The sequence below is a fragment of the Mucilaginibacter sp. GW821-FHT07H05 genome, from assembly GCF_059418485.1.
Window position 1 is genome coordinate 594437 of sequence record NZ_JBWKPY010000004.1, and the last position, 16892, is coordinate 611328.

A 16892-nucleotide genomic window follows, 5' to 3' on the forward strand; every position below is an offset into this window, starting at 1 on the left:
ATGGGCAAAAGGTTTATATATTTAATGATCATTACTGTGCTGTTAAGCGCGTGCAGTAATACTAAATATCTGGTGAACAATCAAAAGTTGTATACCGGGGCCGATGTAAAGGTTGACCCCAGCGATATTACCAAAAGCGACCAGAAATTTATCACTGATGAAATGAAGGCCCTGATCAGGCCGCAGCCCAACAGCACCATATTAGGTATGCGGGTAAAACTATGGATTTATAATAAAACGCATGCCCGCCGTAACTTTATCCAAAAATTCCTGAGCAAGTATGGCGAGCCCCCGGTGCTGATCAGTATGGTTGATGTGAACAGCAATAGCCAGATTATGCAAAACCGCCTGCAAAACGAGGGCTTCTTTTTAGCCCAGGCCAGCGGCGATACGGTAAACAAGCGCAAAACGGCCAAAGCTGTGTTTAACGTACAGGCCGGGCCATCCTACAGCATCCGCAATATTTATTTCCCCAAAGGGCAAACCGATGTTGATACCGCCGTGGCAGGCACTGCCAAACAAACCCTGTTTGTACCCGGCAATAACTACAACCTGGATATCATTAAAGCCGAACGCATCCGTATAGACGCGCGGCTGAAAGAAGAAGGCTTTTACTACTTCGCCCCCGAAGACCTGATTATGCGGGTGGATACCCCCGTTGGCGATCACCAGCTGGATATTACCGTGCAGGTAAAACGTACAACTGCGGATAGGGCCCGCCGTATTTATGATATCAACAATATCTATATCTACCCTAATTATACCTTACGGGATACCGCGCTGATGCTGGATAAGGCCCAGCCCTACCGTAATTACTTTATTGTACAAAAACGCGAATACGTGCGCGATTTTGTATTTAAAAGTGTGGTGCAGTTTCAAAAAGGGAGTGTATATAACCGCACAGAGCACAACAAAGCGCTCAATCGCTTTATAGAGCTGGGACCTTTTAAATTTGTAAAGAACCGCTTTGAAGATGTAAGTACCGATACGCCCAAGCTGAATGTGTTTTATTTTTTAACGCCTTACCAGCGTAAATCCCTGCAATTTGAGGTATTAGGGCGCACCACCTCGGCTAACTTTACCGGCACCCAGGTTAACTTAAGCTGGCGCAACCGCAATGCCTTTAAGGGCGCCGAATTACTGACCGTATCCTTATTTGGGAGTACGGATGTACAGGTATCGGGGCAAAACAGCGGGTATAATGTTTATCAAACCGGGATTCAAACCAGTTTATCATGGCCACGGTTTATCGCGCCTTTTGATCTGACCAATACCAGCGCCTTTGTGCCGCACACCAATTTAACCCTGCAATACGCCTTAACTAACCGTACGCAGTTATATACGCTCAACTCGTTCAGCGGATCGTTCGGGTATCAGTGGAAGGAAAACGCGCACCGCACGCACGAGTTAAACCTTACTAATATCACTTATGTTAATGCGACCAATATCACCCAAAAATACTTAGATACCATTAACAGCACAGGTAATCCTACCTTAAAACACGTTATTGATAACCAGCTTACCTTTGGCCCATCGTACAGTTATACCTTCACTAATACTACCGAAGACCGCCGCGTTAATACCTTTTATTATAACGGCAAGGTGAGTACATCGGCATTACTGTTAGGCCTGATATCAGGAGCGGATACACTGGGTGGCAAGGTAGGCAAGGTATTTGGCGCGCCGTACAACCAGTATGTAAAGCTGGAAAACGAGATCAGGTTTTATCATAAAACCGGACTGAACAGCATGATAGCCATGCGCCTGATGCTGGGTGTTGGCCTGCCCTTTGGCAATTCAACCATTATGCCTTATAGTCAGCAGTTTTTTATTGGCGGCACAAACAGTCTGCGTGGTTTCAGGGCGCGTTCTATTGGCCCGGGTACATATAATGCCGTGAACAGCGGCGGTTTTCTGCCGGATGAATCGGGCGATATCAAGCTGGAAGGCAATATCGAATACCGGCCAAAACTATTCAGCATTGTGCGCGGCGCCCTGTTTATTGATGCCGGTAACATCTGGAACCTGAATTATCACAAAGGCCTGGAAGGCGGCACTTTCGGCAAAAACTTCCTGAGCCAGATAGCCGCCGATGCCGGTTTCGGCCTGCGGTTTGATTTGACAGTACTGGTACTGCGTACCGATTTAGGTTTCCCGGTCATCAAACCCTGGATGCCTGCCGGGCAACGTTTTAAATTCGATTCAAAAAGCGGGGTATTTAACTTAGCTATAGGGTATCCGTTCTAATGTGCAGATGTGCGAATATGCGCAGATGTGCAAATGATGAACTAATGCTTTTCATTTGCATATTTATTAATGTGCAGATGTGCGAATATGCAGATGTGCAAATGATGAACTAATGCTTTTCATTTGCATATTTATTAATGTGCAGATGTGCGAATATGCAGATGTGCAGATGAGGAACTAATGCTTTTCATTTGCATATTTGCACATCCGCACATTTGCACATCCGAAAATGATCATCAAAATCCCGCTAACTATTATCGATCTTGGAGACGATGGCTTCCATCCCCTGTTAGATATCACGGTTTACGGCAAACCATTTACAGTTGTGCTGGATACCGGGGCATCAAAAACCGCTTTTGATAAAATTTTATTGGAGGTACACGAAGAAGCTTTGGTATTAGCCAGCGATCAACTATCAACCGGTTTGGGTACCAACGAAATGGAATCCTACACCGCGTTGATCCCCGATTTGCACATTGGCCAATTGCACATCAAAAATATAGAGGTCACGGTGCTTGATCTATCCACCATTAACATCGCCTACAGGCAAATGAACCACCCTGAAGTACTGGGCGTAATAGGCGGCGATATTTTAATGAAATATAAAGCCGTGATTGATTATGGCAAAAAGCAGTTAAAGTTTAAGGTTTAAAAATAAGTCCGGATGCGGGCCGTATCGGTCTTTAATAAGCGTTGATTTTTCAATTTGCAATTTTAAATTCCTGCCGGCTAAGGCGGATGCAGCTTAAACAATAAACAGACGATGCGATCAACAGCAACAAGCAAACATAGGGCGGGTAGTTCCTGGGGCTTAAAAACGAATCTTTAAATAAAATGCCAATGGTGTTGAACCCCAGGTTGAACAGAATAAGCAACAGATTAGATACCGTTAAAAGGTAACCCTTAACGTAAGAGTGCTTACCTTTATCGGTATGGATACGGCGCCCCCGGTAATACACGTATACAACCGGCACAATGCTAATCATCAGCAGCATGATCATCATAGGCCCAATTACTTTTTTAACATGCGGGAGGTAGAAGCTGGCCCAAAGTAATATCACCATTAGCGGTATGGTTTGCCAATTGAAGTAGTGTTTGTAATTTGCCCACATGGTTTTACGTACGCGTTGGCGGTAAGCAGTTGCATATTGTTTAACAATATCCTCAAACGGCCAATAGCCGGGGAACTGCTTTTTAACCACATCGGTAAACAACAACTCAATGTCCCGGGTATCGCTCTGATCACGTAAAACTTCTATGGCCGTCAGTATATGGTCTTTCAGCTCATCATAAATTTCCTGGTATTTTATCTCGTAAGTGTTCAATTTGTTGCTTACCCAGGTTATTTCTTCTGCGGTTAGTATCATGCGGCTATACTCATTTTAAATTCGTCGCGATATAACTTGATAATAGATAACAGGTAAATAGCCGATGCGGTATACAATACCGTAAGTATGGTTGGATTTGCATGTGCCCAAATATCGCGACCTTTATCCATACTGATCACTATCCCAAGCGCCAGAAACACAAATAAGCGGGTAGGCACCATAGCTATCCTGGCAAATATATCATCACGGATTGATCTTTTCACATCACGAAACAGGTAACCAACCATATAATAGCGCCGTAAAGAAAGTATAGCAGGCATTAGAATAATCACAGCGAAAATACCTTCCACTACAATAGGAGCCAGCCTGATCTGGGCCAGCGTAAAATAAATTAGTACGGCCATGCCTATTGTATAAAGCATATTGGGCCACTTAAAATACGCGAAATAAAAACCAATGTATTTTGCCACACCATCATTAAGCGCTATGCTTTTAGCCTTACTCTCCATTTTTAGCAATTGATCGTATCCGCCAAAATCTTCACGTAAAATCTGGTTAACGGCTTCTTCTAAAGTGCCGGTATATTCCCTTTGCTCCAAAGCAGTCAGCACATGGTCGTACACCTCCTCGTAAGTTTCGCGGTAACGCATCATATCCCTTAAATATTTGCGCAATAGGATATCCTGTTGTTCGGTTGGCTTCATTTTAAGGCTGGTTTAAGGTTCAGTACATTTTGCAATTGCTCAATAAAGGCGCGGGCTTCGTCCAGTTTAGTGGTTACCTCTTTGCCGCCCTGCTCGGTAAGGCTGTAGTATTTGCGGGCGCGGCCATCCACAATTTCGGTAGTGGTTTGCAATAAGCCTTCGCCTTCCAGTTTGTGCAGGGCGGGGTATAGCGCGCCTTCGGTCAGCATAATTTCACCGGCCGATGCCTCTTTTACTTTCTGGGTAATTTCGTAACCATACATGCGGCTGTTATCTTCCAGCAGCTTCAGGATGATGGTTTGCAGCGTGCCTTTCAACATTGAGTTTGCATTCATAAAGCAAATATATAAAGTTTTATTATATACATAAGAATGTTATGTATATATTTTATATTTTCAATTTGTGGTAATTTAACCACAAAGGACACTAAGACTTGCACTGTCAGTATGCACAAAGTTCACAAAGGCTTTTATATACTTTTACAAGAACTTTGTGCTCTTAGTGCTCCTCATCTTTGTGCCCTTTGTGGTTAAATTCCCATATCTGCTACGCCATATTGCCGCCCATTTTAAAAATAAATATTAAGTTTGCTGCTTTACAAAACTCATGAGCGATAAAAAGGGTTTCACCACCACCATACTCCATTCCGACAGGCTTTTAAAACCCGAACACGGGGCATTGCACCAACCTATCCACACCGCGGTAACCTGGGGTTTTGATGATGTGCAGGGATTGGTTGATGTTTTTCAAAATAAGAAGAAAGGTTATGCCTACTCGCGCCAGGGCAACCCAACTGTTACCGCGCTGGAGCATAAGGTTACACAAATGGAACAGGGGATGGCTACGGTAGCTTTCAGTACCGGCATGGCGGCCATTACGGCTACTATCCTGGCGCTGCTAAAAGCGGGCGACCATATTATTGCCAGTTCATATCTATTTGGCAATACCCGCAGCATTATGCAAACGTTGATAGATATGGGCCTGCAAATTAGCTTTGTGGACGCCACATCTGTCGACGAAATTAAATCGGCCTATCAGGATAACACCTGCATGGTGTTTGTTGAAACTATTGCCAACCCGGCCACCCAGGTAGCCGATTTGGTAAACATCGGCAATTTTTGCAGCGATAAGGGTTTAATATATGTTGTGGATAACACCATGACATCGCCCTACCTGTTTAAACCGGTTACGGTAAAGGCCAGCTTGATTATCAACTCCCTGACAAAATATATTGGCGGCCATGCCAACGCGCTTGGCGGTAGTGTGACTGATACCGGCCTGTTTGACTGGACCAACTTTAAAAACATCGCCCCCGTACTGCGCGAGCAAATTAAACCTGCCATGCTGGGTATTACCCAGATACGTAAACGCGGCCTGCGCGATGGCGGCGGCACCTTAGCGCCCGAAGCAGCGCATAACTTATCGGTTGGTTCGGAAACTTTGGCTTTACGATTAGACAGGGCTTGCAGCAACGCGGCCGCGCTGGCTAAATTTTTAGAAACACATCCGTTAGTAAGCAAGGTATATTATCCCGGCCTGGAAAGCCACCCGCAACATGAATTAGCCGGTCAGCTATTTTCGCGCTTTGGCGGGTTAATGAGCTTTGCGCTGAAGGATGGTGTAGATCTTTTCGCTTTCCTTAACCATTTGCAACTGGTGATTAAAAGCAGCAACCTGGGCGATACGCGCACGCTGGCTATCCCGGTGGCGCATACTATATTTTTTGAATTAGGCGCCGACCGCCGTGCCGAAATGGGTATTCCTGATTCTATGATCAGGCTATCGGTTGGTATTGAAGATACCGATGATCTGATTAATGATTTTAGCCAGGCGCTGGAATTATCGAAGTAAAATTTACAAGGCGGAAGTCGCAGACTTCCGATTATCCCAGGCACAAGTTAAGCCAGCACACAATCAGCCCTTAAACTTGCGCCAGCATTAACAGAAACAAAAACGCCCCGTTGTTTGCACAACGGGGCGTTTTCATATTATTCCGAAATTGAAATTTCGAAATTCGCAATCTCTATGTATCTATTCTTGCGTACTTCGCGTTTTTCTCGATAAAGGCACGGCGTGGCGCAACCTCGTCACCCATCAGCATGCTGAAGGTGTGATCGCATTCGGCGGCGTTATCAATGGTGGCGCGGCGCAGGGTACGGGTAGCCGGGTTCATGGTGGTATCCCATAATTGCTCGGCGTTCATCTCACCCAAACCTTTGTAACGTTGCACGTGTACGCTGTCTTCTTTACCGGCGCCTTTTAAACGTTGTATGGCTACGTCGCGTTGCGCGTCGGTCCAGCAGTATTCAAACTCTTTACCTTTTTTAACCTGGTAAAGCGGCGGGGTAGCAATGTATACATAGCCAAATTCCACCAGCTCTTTCATATAACGGAAGAAGAAGGTCAGGATCAGCGTAGTAATGTGCGATCCGTCCACGTCAGCATCCGTCATGATGATGATCTTATGGTAACGCAGCTTAGTCATGTTCAATGCCTTTGGATCTTCGGGCGTACCGATGCTTACACCCAGGCCGGTGAACATGTTCTTAATTTCCTCGTTCTCATAAATCTTATGCTCCATGGCTTTCTCCACGTTCAGGATCTTACCCCTTAACGGCAGGATAGCCTGGTTATCGCGGTTACGGCCTTGCTTGGCAGTACCACCCGCCGAGTCACCTTCGACAAGGTATAACTCGCAAACAACCGGGTCGTTATTAGCGCAATCGGCCAGCTTACCGGGCAGGCCCGAACCGCTCATTACCGATTTACGCTGCACCATTTCGCGCGCCTTACGGGCAGCGGCACGGGCAGTAGCAGCCAAAATTACCTTCTGAACGATCATTTTGGCTTCCCTTGGGTTTTCTTCCAGGTAGTTACCTAAGATCTCGCCCACGGCAATGTTTACGGCGCCGCTCACCTCGCTGTTACCCAGTTTGGTTTTGGTTTGCCCTTCAAACTGAGGTTCCTGTACTTTAACCGAGATCACAGCGGTTAACCCCTCGCGGAAGTCATCACCGGTAATTTCAATTTTTACGTTTTTCAGCAGGCCCTCTTTATCCGCGTACGATTTCAGCGTGCGGGTCAATCCCATACGGAAACCGGCCACGTGGGTACCGCCTTCAATGGTATTAATATTGTTTACGTACGAGTGTACGTTCTCGGTATAAGTATCATTGTATTGCAAAGCCAATTCAACCGGGATGCCGTTCTTTACACCCTCCAAATAAATTGGCTCGGGGATAATAGCTACACGGGTACCGTCAAGGTATTTCACAAACTCCTTCAGGCCGCCTTCCGAGAAATATTCTTCGTATACAAAGCTACCATCATCGTTAGTTTCACGCTCGTCGGTTAAGCTTAGTTTAATCCCTTTATTCAGGAAAGCCAGCTCGCGTAAACGGGTTGCCAGGGTTTCAAACCGGTATTCGGTAGTAGTTGTAAAAATCTCATCATCCGGCTGGAAAGTTTGGGTAGTACCAGTTTTGTCAGATACGCCTATCTCTTTTACGGGGAACAATGGCTTACCACGTTCATACTCCTGTGTAAAGATCTTGCCTTCGCGGTAAACCACGGTTTTTACGTGGATGGATAGCGCGTTAACGCAGGATACACCCACGCCGTGCAAACCACCCGACACCTTGTAAGTATCCTTATCAAACTTACCACCGGCGTGCAGCACGGTCATTACAATTTCCAGTGCCGAGCGCCCCTCTTTGGTATTAATACCTGTAGGGATACCGCGGCCGTTATCTTCAACCGTGATGGAATTTCCTTTATGGATAGTAACTTTAATGGTATCGCAGTAACCGGCCAGCGCCTCATCTATCGAGTTATCAACCACCTCATAAACCAGGTGGTGCAAGCCTTTAACGCCGGTATCGCCTATGTACATGGACGGGCGTTTACGCACCGCCTCCAGGCCTTCTAAAACCTGTATATTATCTGCTGAATAGTTAGATCTGTCTACGTTTTCTTCGCTCATAAGTATATAAAAGTATAACTTTCAAAAATACGAAAATTAAGCCAATTAAGTGTAATTGTGGATAAAAATGACGCTTGTTTAAAAGAGCTTGACATATCCAGTTTTATTTGCCCCGTAGGGGCTACCTGTTTGTAGAAGGCCGACCCCAATAAACATATTGCCCCGTAGGGGTTACCCCGATTTTCTAATTGAATTATGTAAAAGGGTAGCCCTTACAGGGCATAAACAGCGGGTTATATATTTACTACAAACAGGTAACCCCTAAAGGGGCAAAAGAGGGGGTAAATTAGCGACGGATTGAACCTCATCGTTATAGCTCAGCATTTGCTTCTGCCCTCTTTCCGCACAGCGAAGAGAGGGCCGGCCAGCGCAGCATAGCCGGGCGGAGTAAAACACCTGTTAAAAGATTAGGATACTTCAACCTAAAGTTTATCTTTGTCAAAATTTTTTTAACTCAGATAATGAAAAGAAGCGCCTCAATTTTAGCAAAATTCACCTTAGGCCTGGTGATAGCAGCAAGTGTAACTGCCTGTAAGCAAACCCCTACCGATACAAAAACAACTGCCGCGGTACCTGTTGACACTAAAGCAACTATTGTATACATTAACCAGGATACTTTAACCGCCCAATACAAATACGCTATTGATATGCGTAAACGGCTGGAAGAAAAAAGCAATGCCGCGCAAGCTGCCTTAACATCAAAACAACAAGCTTTCCAGCGCTCATATGTAGATGCGCAGAAAAGGGCCGCAACCATGACCCCCGATCAGCAAAAAGCAGAAGGCGAACGTTTGCAGAAAGAGCAGCAATCATTGCAGCAATACCAGCAAAACGCGGGTGCCGAAGTTCAGAACAATCAGGCGGAAGAGTTGAAGAAACTTTACGACAAGATTGTTGATTTTACCAAAGCCTACGCTAAAGAAAAAGGCTACAAGTTGGTATTAACCTACCAAAATGGCAGCACCGCCTTATTGTATGGCGACCCAAGTCTTGACGTAACTGCCGACTTTATGAAAAAGCTGAACGAAACATACGACAAAAAATAAACCATCAATTATAAACCCAAGTATGAGACCCTGATCGCCTGATCGGGGTTTTCTGTTTTATGGGATCATGAGATTTAACCACAGAGAGATAACCACAAAGATCACAGAGTTATTTTTAAAGCTTTGTGTTCTCTGTGAAACCTCCGCGACCTCTGTGGTTAAATTATCAGCAATTATAAATGTTTAAAAATCTTTGTGACCTTTGTGGTTAAATACCGCTATATCATAACCCAGGTAAATATGAGCAACCACGAGAAATTTATGCGCATGGCCATTGAACTGGCCGAGAACAACGTAGTGCAGGGACAGGGCGGCCCATTTGGCGCCGTGATAGTGAAGGATGGCATGGTGGTAGCCCGTAGCGCTAACCGCGTGGTACCCACTAACGACCCTACCGCCCATGCCGAGGTTTCGGCCATCCGCCTGGCCTGTCAGGAATTGGGCACCTTCAGTCTGGAAGGCTGCGTAATTTACACCAGTTGCGAGCCTTGCCCCATGTGCCTGGGCGCTATTTACTGGGCACGTATCGATCATATTTATTATGCCAATACCAAAGCTGATGCCGCCGCCATAGGCTTTGATGACCAGTTTATCTACGATGAACTTGACCTGCCCATGGAGAACCGCAAACTGCCCATACTGCAACTATTGCGCGATGAAGCCCTGCAAGCTTTTAAGCTATGGGAAACCAGCGAGAAGAAGACGGAGTATTAGAAGTTCGAAATGCGGATTGCCAAATGCGAAATTGGCTCCTGTATTAGTTGTTTTAACTTAATTTCAAATACATTTCGCATTTGACACTTCGCATTTCGAAATCCTTCTTTGTATAAAGCAACCAATCTAATTTTCTGGCCGTAATATCAATAACAAACCCAGGCAAAAAACGGGCACACTTTATTGTATTACAGTTATGAAATTACGCATAGCCATATTAGGAACCAGGGGCATCCCTAACCATTACGGAGGTTTTGAGCATATATCCGAATATGTATCGGCCGGATTGGTTAAACGGGGGCATTCGGTAACCGTATATAACTCGCACAACCACCCCTACCAGTCGGATACCTGGAACGGTGTACAGATTAAGCATTGCTATGATCCGGAATACTTAATAGGTACAGCCGGGCAATTTGTGTACGATATGAATTGCCTGCTGGATGCCCGCCGCCAAAAATTTGATGTGGTGCTGATGATGGGTTATACCAGCAGTTCGGTTTGGGGATGGATGTACCCTAAAAAAAGCACCATTATTACCAATATGGATGGCATGGAGTGGAAACGATCCAAATACTCCAAACCTGTACAAAACTTTTTAAAATATGCCGAGCAACTGGCCGTGCAACACAGCCATTATTATATATCAGATTCGAGGGTGATCAAAACCTACCTGGCCGATAAATACCATATCGACAGCAGTTATATCCCCTACGGCGCCGAGGTATTTACCGACCAGGAGCGGGAGCAGATCTCGCCCGCCGAAGCCATGAAAGAGGATTACTTTTTGCTGATGGCCCGTATGGAGCCCGAAAATAACATCGAAAGCATTTTAGAAGGGTTTAACAACAGCAATTCAAGCAAAAAGTTTAAGGTGCTGGGCGATACTGGTAACCGCTTTGGTAAATACATTACCAATAAATTTGAGAAAGATACGCGCATCCAGTTTCAGGGTGGTATTTTTAATACGCCTAAAGTGCGGCAATTGCAAAACAACTCGTACCTCTACTTTCATGGGCACAGCGTTGGCGGCACCAATCCATCTCTGTTAGAAGCCATGGCCAGCGAAGCGTTGATAGCCGCGCACAATAACCCTTTTAACAAATCGGTGCTGCATACCGATGCCTTCTACTTTTCGGATGCGGCCGATGTACAAAACCTGATAGAAAATGTGCAGCGGAAAGACCCGGAACATACCATGGTGAAAAATAACCTCCACAAAATACAGGACCAGTTTAACTGGGAAAAAGTAATTGAGCAGTACGAAGAATTTATTGTGGAATGTTATAAAAATAAGAATTACGAAGTGGTGGGTGATTTGGGTTAGCGGTTTATTTAACCACAAAGAACACAAAGTTTTTTGCACAAAGTTCACAAAGGCTTTTATGAACCATAAAGGGCTTTGTGAACTTTGTGTTTCTATTTCTTTGAGCCCTTTGTGGTTAAATCATCTATAAAGCTACTTTTCCTTTTTCTCCCCTTCAAAAAACCCATCCTGCAAGCCGTCAATTTCGCGGCGGTCGCGTTTGGTGGGGCGGCCGGTGCCGCGGTCGCGTTTTAGTACCGGTGCGTGAAACATACTTTTAAAGGCATGCGTTTGCTCAACCGGGGTAACATCATCATAAAAAAACACGGCGGTTTTGGCATCGGTGCGGCTTTCCAGCAGGCCGGTTACTTTAACCACCTTTCGGTCTTCCCCTTTATTCACCTGGTATATCTCACCCACCTTTACCTCGTGCGATGGCTTAATGTTGTTGCCATCCAGCTTTACGCGCCCCGCCTTGCAGGCATCCGATGCCAGGGTGCGGGTTTTAAACATCCGAATAGCCCACAGGTATTTATCTATTCGCAGCTTTTCTTTTTCGGGCATAATATCAATTGATAAAGCACAAATTTAAGCTTTTAGCCTATATTTGAGGCATGGAAGATCAGTATATCGAACCGGAAGAACAACCCGAAGAAGAAAGCAAGGAAGAACCCGTAGATATTTATTCGCGGCAGGCCATACTCGGCTTCTCTATTTTCTTTTCTACCATATTTGGCGGCGTACTATTATTCTGGAACCTGCGCAACGTAGGCTATAAAAAGGCGGCTAACGGGGCGCTATTGTTCTCCATCTGTTATACCTTATTTTGCATGCTGCTGGTTAGCAGCGTAAAAACCTTTGCCTTTGCACCACTGTTTTTTAATGTAGCGGGTGGTATCATCCTGTCAAGCTATTTCTTTCCAAAATACTTTCCAGATAATGATTATTACCCTAAATCTATAGTAAAGCCATTAGTGATATCCTTGCTGATATGCCTGACCTTGTTTTCAATCATCTACTATACGGGCAACTTACCCGAATTAAAAAATGTTAAATAACGTAATCGGTATTACAGTTATTTGGCAAATAACATTTATTATTATATTAGTATTCAACTTAATCCTTTTTAAATGTTTCAAAAAAGACTTTATGAAATTGATCTGTTACGGTTTATAGCCGCTGTAATGGTCGTTTTTTTTCATTATACCATTGATACACATTATGAACACGGTACTTTTTTAATTAACAATAACTTTGTTAACAGTATTTTTTTAAAGGGGAATTTAGGCGTACGCTTATTCTTTTTAATAAGTGGCTTTGTGATATTAATGTCGGCGCAGTTTGTATCACCTGCTAAATTTATAAAATCGCGTATCATTAGGTTATATCCTGCGTTTATTCCAATCTGTATTATTACATATATTGTTGGTAAGCTATTTGTAGCTACATACAATGTAAGCATTACTGATTTTTTTATTAATCTCTCATTAATTGGCATAATTGGCTCCATGGCCAAGGTGCAACTTGTTGCCGGTGTTTACTGGACCTTAATTGTAGAGATCCAATTTTATTTATTCATATATATCCTATTGGTTTTAAATAAGATGAAATATATCAGGACGTTTTTGGTTGCCTGGCTCACCTTATCGGTTTTAACTTATTATGGCGAACTTTACTTTAATTATCATACTATCTTTAATAAGATCAGGATGATCTTTATAACAGAGCATGCCTTCTTTTTTATTGGGGGCTGTTACTTTTACCTTATAAAATATCAACGGAAAAAGTTTGATATGATAATGCCGTTAATAACTTTGATATTTAGCCTGGCGTGTTTTATTAATCATAGTAATTATACGCTTTCTTACGCTTCCGCAGGTATAATCATTTCCTTTTACATGATATTTTATTGGATTTCCTTACAAAATATCACTTTTAAAAAGCATCAAAATCTGTATAAGGCATTGGGCAATTTAACATACCCCTTATACCTTATACATGAAATATTTGGTGTAATTGTAATTGGCGCGCTACTCCCTTATATAAATAAGCCCTTATTGCTAATTTTAATGATATTCACCGTTGTTGGCATTACTTATGTATTTAATAAATATGTAGAAGTAAAACTGATGAGCAGGCTAAAAAAAGTTTTAGATAAAAAATAATTACTCCATAATAAGGTACGTTAAAGCTGTTCACCTAAAATTCAGCCTTTATATCATTAAAGGTATGTTTGCAATTGCAATATCCCTAAAAACTGGGCTTGTACTTAACTGTGCATGATTAACCTGGGTAAATCATAAAACTTTACAATACACTTGTATATTTTCTTTTAATCATCATACAACTTTGTTTAATTTGCTAAAATTTAAAATATGGCTACCGATATAAAAAAACTAATAGAAGACGCCTGGGAAGACCGTACCCTATTAGGCGAAAAAGAATACGTTAATGCGATTGAAACCGTTATAGAACGCTTAGATAAAGGCGAGATCCGCGTGGCCGAACGCATAGGCACCCGCTGGCATGTGAACGACTGGATTAAGAAAGCCGTGATCCTGTACTTCCCTATCCGCACGATGGACGAGATTAAAGTTGGCCCTTTTGTTTTCCACGATAAAATGAAGCTGAAGACCGACTATAAAGAAACCGGTGTACGCGTGGTACCGCATGCCATTGCCCGTTACGGCGCACATTTGGCCAAAGGTGTTATCATGATGCCATCGTACGTAAATATCGGCGCTTTTGTAGATGAAGGCACCATGGTTGATACCTGGGCTACCGTAGGTTCATGCGCGCAAATTGGCAAGCATGTACACCTGAGTGGTGGTGTTGGTATTGGCGGTGTGCTGGAGCCGGTACAGGCGGCCCCTGTAATTATAGAAGATAATTGCTTTATCGGTTCGCGCGCTATTGTGGTTGAAGGTGTGCATGTAGAGGAAGAAGCCGTATTGGGCGCTAACGTGGTATTAACCGCGTCGACCAAAATTATTGACGTAACCGGTGATGAACCGATAGAATACAAAGGCCGCGTACCAGCCCGCTCGGTAGTGATTCCCGGATCATACACTAAAAAATTCCCTGCCGGCGAATACCAGGTGCCTTGCGCTATCATTATCGGTACCCGTAAGGAATCGACAGATAAAAAGACTTCGTTAAACGACGCTTTGCGCGAGAACAACGTAGCTGTATAAAGCAATTTGTCATTGCGAGTTTAGAAATCCCGTCGGGACTTTAAGGGTGTGGATGACGTTAAAATCACGTTGTCATTTCGAAAGAGCCGGGGCAGGAATTGCGGGGGAGGGCGAAAGAGAAATCTTATATGTGCGATAAGTAAATCGTATAAGATTTCTCCTCACCCCTGCCTATAACCCCTCGCAGGTTCGTCGAAATGACAACATGGTTAAACAAAACGTCATTCTGAACGTAGTGAAGAATCTAACGTAAACAGAGCCGGAATGTATTGGCTGTAAATTCTTCGTTACACTCAGAATGACAAATTATTTTGAGTGATTTTTTATGCGAATAGGATTTGATGCCAAACGTGCTTTTCTTAACTCCACCGGCCTGGGTAACTACAGCCGCTGGTTAATACAATCGCTTGCTACATTTTATCCCAATAACACCTACCTGTTATACACCCCGCGCATTACGCCCGATAGCAGGGGCAATTTTCTCAACACTTATCACAACATCCAAACCATACTGCCTAAACGCAAGGTGTTAACATCGTGGTGGCGCAGCCGTGGCGTAGTAAAATACCTGAAGCGCGATGCCGTAGAACTATACCATGGCTTAAGTCATGAGTTACCCTACGGGATCCGCACAAGCGGCATCAAATCGGTGCTAACCGTGCACGATGTGATATTTATGCGTTTCCCCGAATATTTTGGCATGGTAAGCCGTGCTATTTACCTGGCCAAGTTAAAGTACGCCTGCCGCATTGCCAACCAGATCATCGCTATCAGTCAGCGTACCAAAAATGACCTGATAGAACTGCTGAATGTTCCCGCCCAAAAAATCAATGTGGTTTACCAGGGTTGCGATGAGGCCTTTAAAACGCCCTGCACTGCTGCTCAAAAAAAGGCGGTGCTCAAAAAGTTCAATATCACGGGCGATTATATTTTAAGTGTAGGTACCATTGAGGAGCGTAAAAACCTGCTCCTGATCATCAAAGCCATGTCGCTGATAAAAACCCCTGTAAAATTGGTGGTGGTAGGCAAGCAAACACGCTATGCCGAAGAAGTAAAAATGGCTATCCACCGTTACCAGCTGACCGAAAGAATGGTGTTTTTAGAGCAGGTTGATTTTGCCGATCTGCCGGTGCTTTACCAGGCGGCATCGGTATTTGTATACCCATCGCGGTATGAAGGTTTTGGTATACCGATACTGGAGGCGTTAAACTCGGGCACCCCTGTTATCGCGGCAACAGGATCGTGCCTGGAAGAAGCGGGCGGTCCCGATAGCCTGTACACTAACCCGGACGATGCGCAGGACTTGGCCACTAAAATAAACCTGGTGCTTAACTACGAAGACCTGCGCGAAAAAATGATTGCCAAAGGCCGCGAGTATTCCCGTAATTTTGACGACGATAAACTGGCCGCCCAATTGATGGCTGTTTACCAGAATATACTGAGCGTTTAACGCGCTTAGTGTTATATTATAACCCCTGGGTTTAAATTGCAGCACCGTTAATTCATAAACCCGATTGCAGCGGAAAACCCGCAGCGTGGGCAAGGAATTGCGTGGTGGTAAGGCGAGGCTTTGCAGCGGAAAGCGGGAACAAACGCTAATTGTAACACAGCAACTGCTTTTCAAAAAAAAAGACATTGGCCAACAAACACAAAGTATTGTGCCGCTGCATTAAAAATAATAAATCTAAATTTGTGGTCTGAATAATGATAAACGGATCATTCAGATTTTTACACGACTACATAACATGCTTAAAGACGAAGTAGCCAAAGCCCTGAAAGTACTGCAGGATGGCGGCATTATCCTTTACCCCACCGATACCATTTGGGGTATAGGCTGCGATGCCTCCAACACCGAAGCCGTTAAAAAAATATACGCGCTTAAACAACGTGATGAAGCTAAAAGCATGATCATTTTGCTGGATATAGACAATAAACTGCAAAGCTATGTAAGCGATGTGCCCGATATTGCTTACGATTTAATGGAATATGCCGAACATCCTTTAACGCTGGTAATGCCCGGCGCTAAAAATATCTCGCCGGCATTAGTTGCCGAAGATGGCAGTATTGGCGTACGGGTTACTAACCACGAGTTTTGCAGACAACTGATCCAGCGGCTGCGCAAGCCGTTGGTATCTACATCAGCCAATATCAGCGGACAGCCATCGCCTAAAAATTTCGGACAGATCTCGCCTGAAATCACAGATGGTGTGGATTATGTGGTTGATTTGGAGCAGCACGATATGAGCGAAAAACGGCCGTCAACCATTATGCGCCTGCAACCCGACGGGCGTTTTGAGTTTCTGCGCCGTTAAATTTGATTAACTTTGCGTGCGATTTGATTTAACCACAGAGGTCACGGAGGTTTGCACAG

At 44.2% G+C, this 16892-nt stretch carries 16 protein-coding genes; 11 read left to right on the forward strand and 5 right to left on the reverse strand.

The window, feature by feature from the left end; translation table 11 throughout:
• Positions 1 to 2247, forward strand: coding sequence for a translocation and assembly module lipoprotein TamL (gene tamL, locus AC07M6_RS13665; RefSeq protein WP_494890245.1), 2247 nt, complete (start codon positions 1 to 3; stop codon positions 2245 to 2247).
• Between the two features lie 229 nt (positions 2248 to 2476).
• Entirely contained in the window at positions 2477 to 2899 is a 423-nt protein-coding gene (locus AC07M6_RS13670; protein WP_494890247.1) for an aspartyl protease family protein, read from the forward strand.
• Between the two features lie 49 nt (positions 2900 to 2948).
• Here the strand turns inward: AC07M6_RS13670 and AC07M6_RS13675 are convergent, their stop codons facing one another.
• Genes AC07M6_RS13675 through AC07M6_RS13685 form a run of 3 tightly spaced genes read right to left on the reverse strand, consistent with a single transcriptional unit; the run spans position 2949 to position 4614 of the window.
• Positions 2949 to 3614 carry a hypothetical protein gene (locus AC07M6_RS13675; protein ID WP_494890249.1) on the reverse strand — a complete coding sequence of 222 codons (666 nt, stop codon included), beginning with the start codon at positions 3612 to 3614 and terminating at the stop codon, positions 2949 to 2951.
• Complete coding sequence (locus AC07M6_RS13680) at positions 3611 to 4279, reverse strand: hypothetical protein (protein WP_494890251.1); 669 nt, start codon at positions 4277 to 4279, stop codon at positions 3611 to 3613. The genes AC07M6_RS13675 and AC07M6_RS13680 overlap by 4 nt, the downstream gene beginning before the upstream one ends.
• The gene (locus AC07M6_RS13685) at positions 4276 to 4614 is read right to left on the reverse strand and encodes a PadR family transcriptional regulator (RefSeq protein WP_494890253.1); all 339 of its coding nucleotides are present in this window, start codon (positions 4612 to 4614) and stop codon (positions 4276 to 4278) included. The genes AC07M6_RS13680 and AC07M6_RS13685 overlap by 4 nt, the downstream gene beginning before the upstream one ends.
• Positions 4615 to 4885: 271 nt before the next feature.
• On the opposite strand from AC07M6_RS13685, the gene AC07M6_RS13690 reads away from it, so the two are divergent.
• Positions 4886 to 6130 (forward strand): cystathionine gamma-synthase family protein, encoded by a 1245-nt coding sequence (locus AC07M6_RS13690; RefSeq protein WP_494890255.1) that lies wholly within the window; start codon positions 4886 to 4888, stop codon positions 6128 to 6130.
• Between the two features lie 172 nt (positions 6131 to 6302).
• On the opposite strand, the gene gyrB is transcribed toward AC07M6_RS13690, so the two are convergent.
• The gene (gene gyrB, locus AC07M6_RS13695) at positions 6303 to 8261 is read right to left on the reverse strand and encodes a DNA topoisomerase (ATP-hydrolyzing) subunit B (protein WP_494890257.1); all 1959 of its coding nucleotides are present in this window, start codon (positions 8259 to 8261) and stop codon (positions 6303 to 6305) included.
• A gap of 461 nt (positions 8262 to 8722) precedes the next feature.
• Between gyrB and AC07M6_RS13700 the strand changes: the two genes are divergently transcribed.
• The 3 genes from AC07M6_RS13700 (at position 8723) to AC07M6_RS13710 (ending at position 11348) form a co-directional block, all read left to right on the forward strand.
• Positions 8723 to 9307: an OmpH/Skp family outer membrane protein gene (locus AC07M6_RS13700; RefSeq protein WP_494890259.1), complete on the forward strand. Its 585-nt coding sequence runs from the start codon at positions 8723 to 8725 to the stop codon at positions 9305 to 9307.
• 240 nt (positions 9308 to 9547) lie between these two features.
• Positions 9548 to 10021 carry a nucleoside deaminase gene (locus AC07M6_RS13705; protein WP_494890261.1) on the forward strand — a complete coding sequence of 158 codons (474 nt, stop codon included), beginning with the start codon at positions 9548 to 9550 and terminating at the stop codon, positions 10019 to 10021.
• 196 nt (positions 10022 to 10217) lie between these two features.
• Positions 10218 to 11348 carry a DUF1972 domain-containing protein gene (locus AC07M6_RS13710; protein ID WP_494890263.1) on the forward strand — a complete coding sequence of 377 codons (1131 nt, stop codon included), beginning with the start codon at positions 10218 to 10220 and terminating at the stop codon, positions 11346 to 11348.
• Between the two features lie 132 nt (positions 11349 to 11480).
• Here the strand turns inward: AC07M6_RS13710 and AC07M6_RS13715 are convergent, their stop codons facing one another.
• Entirely contained in the window at positions 11481 to 11891 is a 411-nt protein-coding gene (locus tag AC07M6_RS13715; protein WP_494890265.1) for an RNA-binding S4 domain-containing protein, read from the reverse strand.
• Positions 11892 to 11941: 50 nt separating this feature from the next.
• Here AC07M6_RS13715 and AC07M6_RS13720 point away from each other — a divergent pair, with 50 nt between their 5' ends.
• The 5 genes from AC07M6_RS13720 to AC07M6_RS13740 all read left to right on the forward strand — a co-directional run bounded on the left by AC07M6_RS13720 (position 11942) and on the right by AC07M6_RS13740 (position 16833).
• Complete coding sequence (locus tag AC07M6_RS13720) at positions 11942 to 12385, forward strand: hypothetical protein (RefSeq protein ID WP_494890267.1); 444 nt, start codon at positions 11942 to 11944, stop codon at positions 12383 to 12385.
• 72 nt (positions 12386 to 12457) lie between these two features.
• The gene (locus tag AC07M6_RS13725) at positions 12458 to 13492 is read left to right on the forward strand and encodes an acyltransferase family protein (RefSeq protein WP_494890269.1); all 1035 of its coding nucleotides are present in this window, start codon (positions 12458 to 12460) and stop codon (positions 13490 to 13492) included.
• A 210-nt stretch (positions 13493 to 13702) separates the two neighbouring features.
• Complete coding sequence (locus AC07M6_RS13730; RefSeq protein ID WP_494890271.1) at positions 13703 to 14521, forward strand: 2,3,4,5-tetrahydropyridine-2,6-dicarboxylate N-succinyltransferase; 819 nt, start codon at positions 13703 to 13705, stop codon at positions 14519 to 14521.
• 325 nt (positions 14522 to 14846) lie between these two features.
• The gene (locus AC07M6_RS13735) at positions 14847 to 15971 is read left to right on the forward strand and encodes a glycosyltransferase family 4 protein (protein ID WP_494890273.1); all 1125 of its coding nucleotides are present in this window, start codon (positions 14847 to 14849) and stop codon (positions 15969 to 15971) included.
• A gap of 295 nt (positions 15972 to 16266) precedes the next feature.
• Complete coding sequence (locus tag AC07M6_RS13740; protein ID WP_494890275.1) at positions 16267 to 16833, forward strand: L-threonylcarbamoyladenylate synthase; 567 nt, start codon at positions 16267 to 16269, stop codon at positions 16831 to 16833.
• Positions 16834 to 16892: the final 59 nt, after the last annotated feature.

Coding starts and splice junctions, on each gene's coding strand:
- tamL (WP_494890245.1), top strand. CDS start 1: ATGGGCAAAAGGTTTATATATTTAATGATCATTACTGTGCTGTTAAGC.
- AC07M6_RS13670 (WP_494890247.1), top strand. CDS start 2,477: ATGATCATCAAAATCCCGCTAACTATTATCGATCTTGGAGACGATGGC.
- AC07M6_RS13675 (WP_494890249.1), bottom strand. CDS start 3,614: ATGATACTAACCGCAGAAGAAATAACCTGGGTAAGCAACAAATTGAAC.
- AC07M6_RS13680 (WP_494890251.1), bottom strand. CDS start 4,279: ATGAAGCCAACCGAACAACAGGATATCCTATTGCGCAAATATTTAAGG.
- AC07M6_RS13685 (WP_494890253.1), bottom strand. CDS start 4,614: ATGAATGCAAACTCAATGTTGAAAGGCACGCTGCAAACCATCATCCTG.
- AC07M6_RS13690 (WP_494890255.1), top strand. CDS start 4,886: ATGAGCGATAAAAAGGGTTTCACCACCACCATACTCCATTCCGACAGG.
- gyrB (WP_494890257.1), bottom strand. CDS start 8,261: ATGAGCGAAGAAAACGTAGACAGATCTAACTATTCAGCAGATAATATA.
- AC07M6_RS13700 (WP_494890259.1), top strand. CDS start 8,723: ATGAAAAGAAGCGCCTCAATTTTAGCAAAATTCACCTTAGGCCTGGTG.
- AC07M6_RS13705 (WP_494890261.1), top strand. CDS start 9,548: ATGAGCAACCACGAGAAATTTATGCGCATGGCCATTGAACTGGCCGAG.
- AC07M6_RS13710 (WP_494890263.1), top strand. CDS start 10,218: ATGAAATTACGCATAGCCATATTAGGAACCAGGGGCATCCCTAACCAT.
- AC07M6_RS13715 (WP_494890265.1), bottom strand. CDS start 11,891: ATGCCCGAAAAAGAAAAGCTGCGAATAGATAAATACCTGTGGGCTATT.
- AC07M6_RS13720 (WP_494890267.1), top strand. CDS start 11,942: ATGGAAGATCAGTATATCGAACCGGAAGAACAACCCGAAGAAGAAAGC.
- AC07M6_RS13725 (WP_494890269.1), top strand. CDS start 12,458: ATGTTTCAAAAAAGACTTTATGAAATTGATCTGTTACGGTTTATAGCC.
- AC07M6_RS13730 (WP_494890271.1), top strand. CDS start 13,703: ATGGCTACCGATATAAAAAAACTAATAGAAGACGCCTGGGAAGACCGT.
- AC07M6_RS13735 (WP_494890273.1), top strand. CDS start 14,847: ATGCGAATAGGATTTGATGCCAAACGTGCTTTTCTTAACTCCACCGGC.
- AC07M6_RS13740 (WP_494890275.1), top strand. CDS start 16,267: ATGCTTAAAGACGAAGTAGCCAAAGCCCTGAAAGTACTGCAGGATGGC.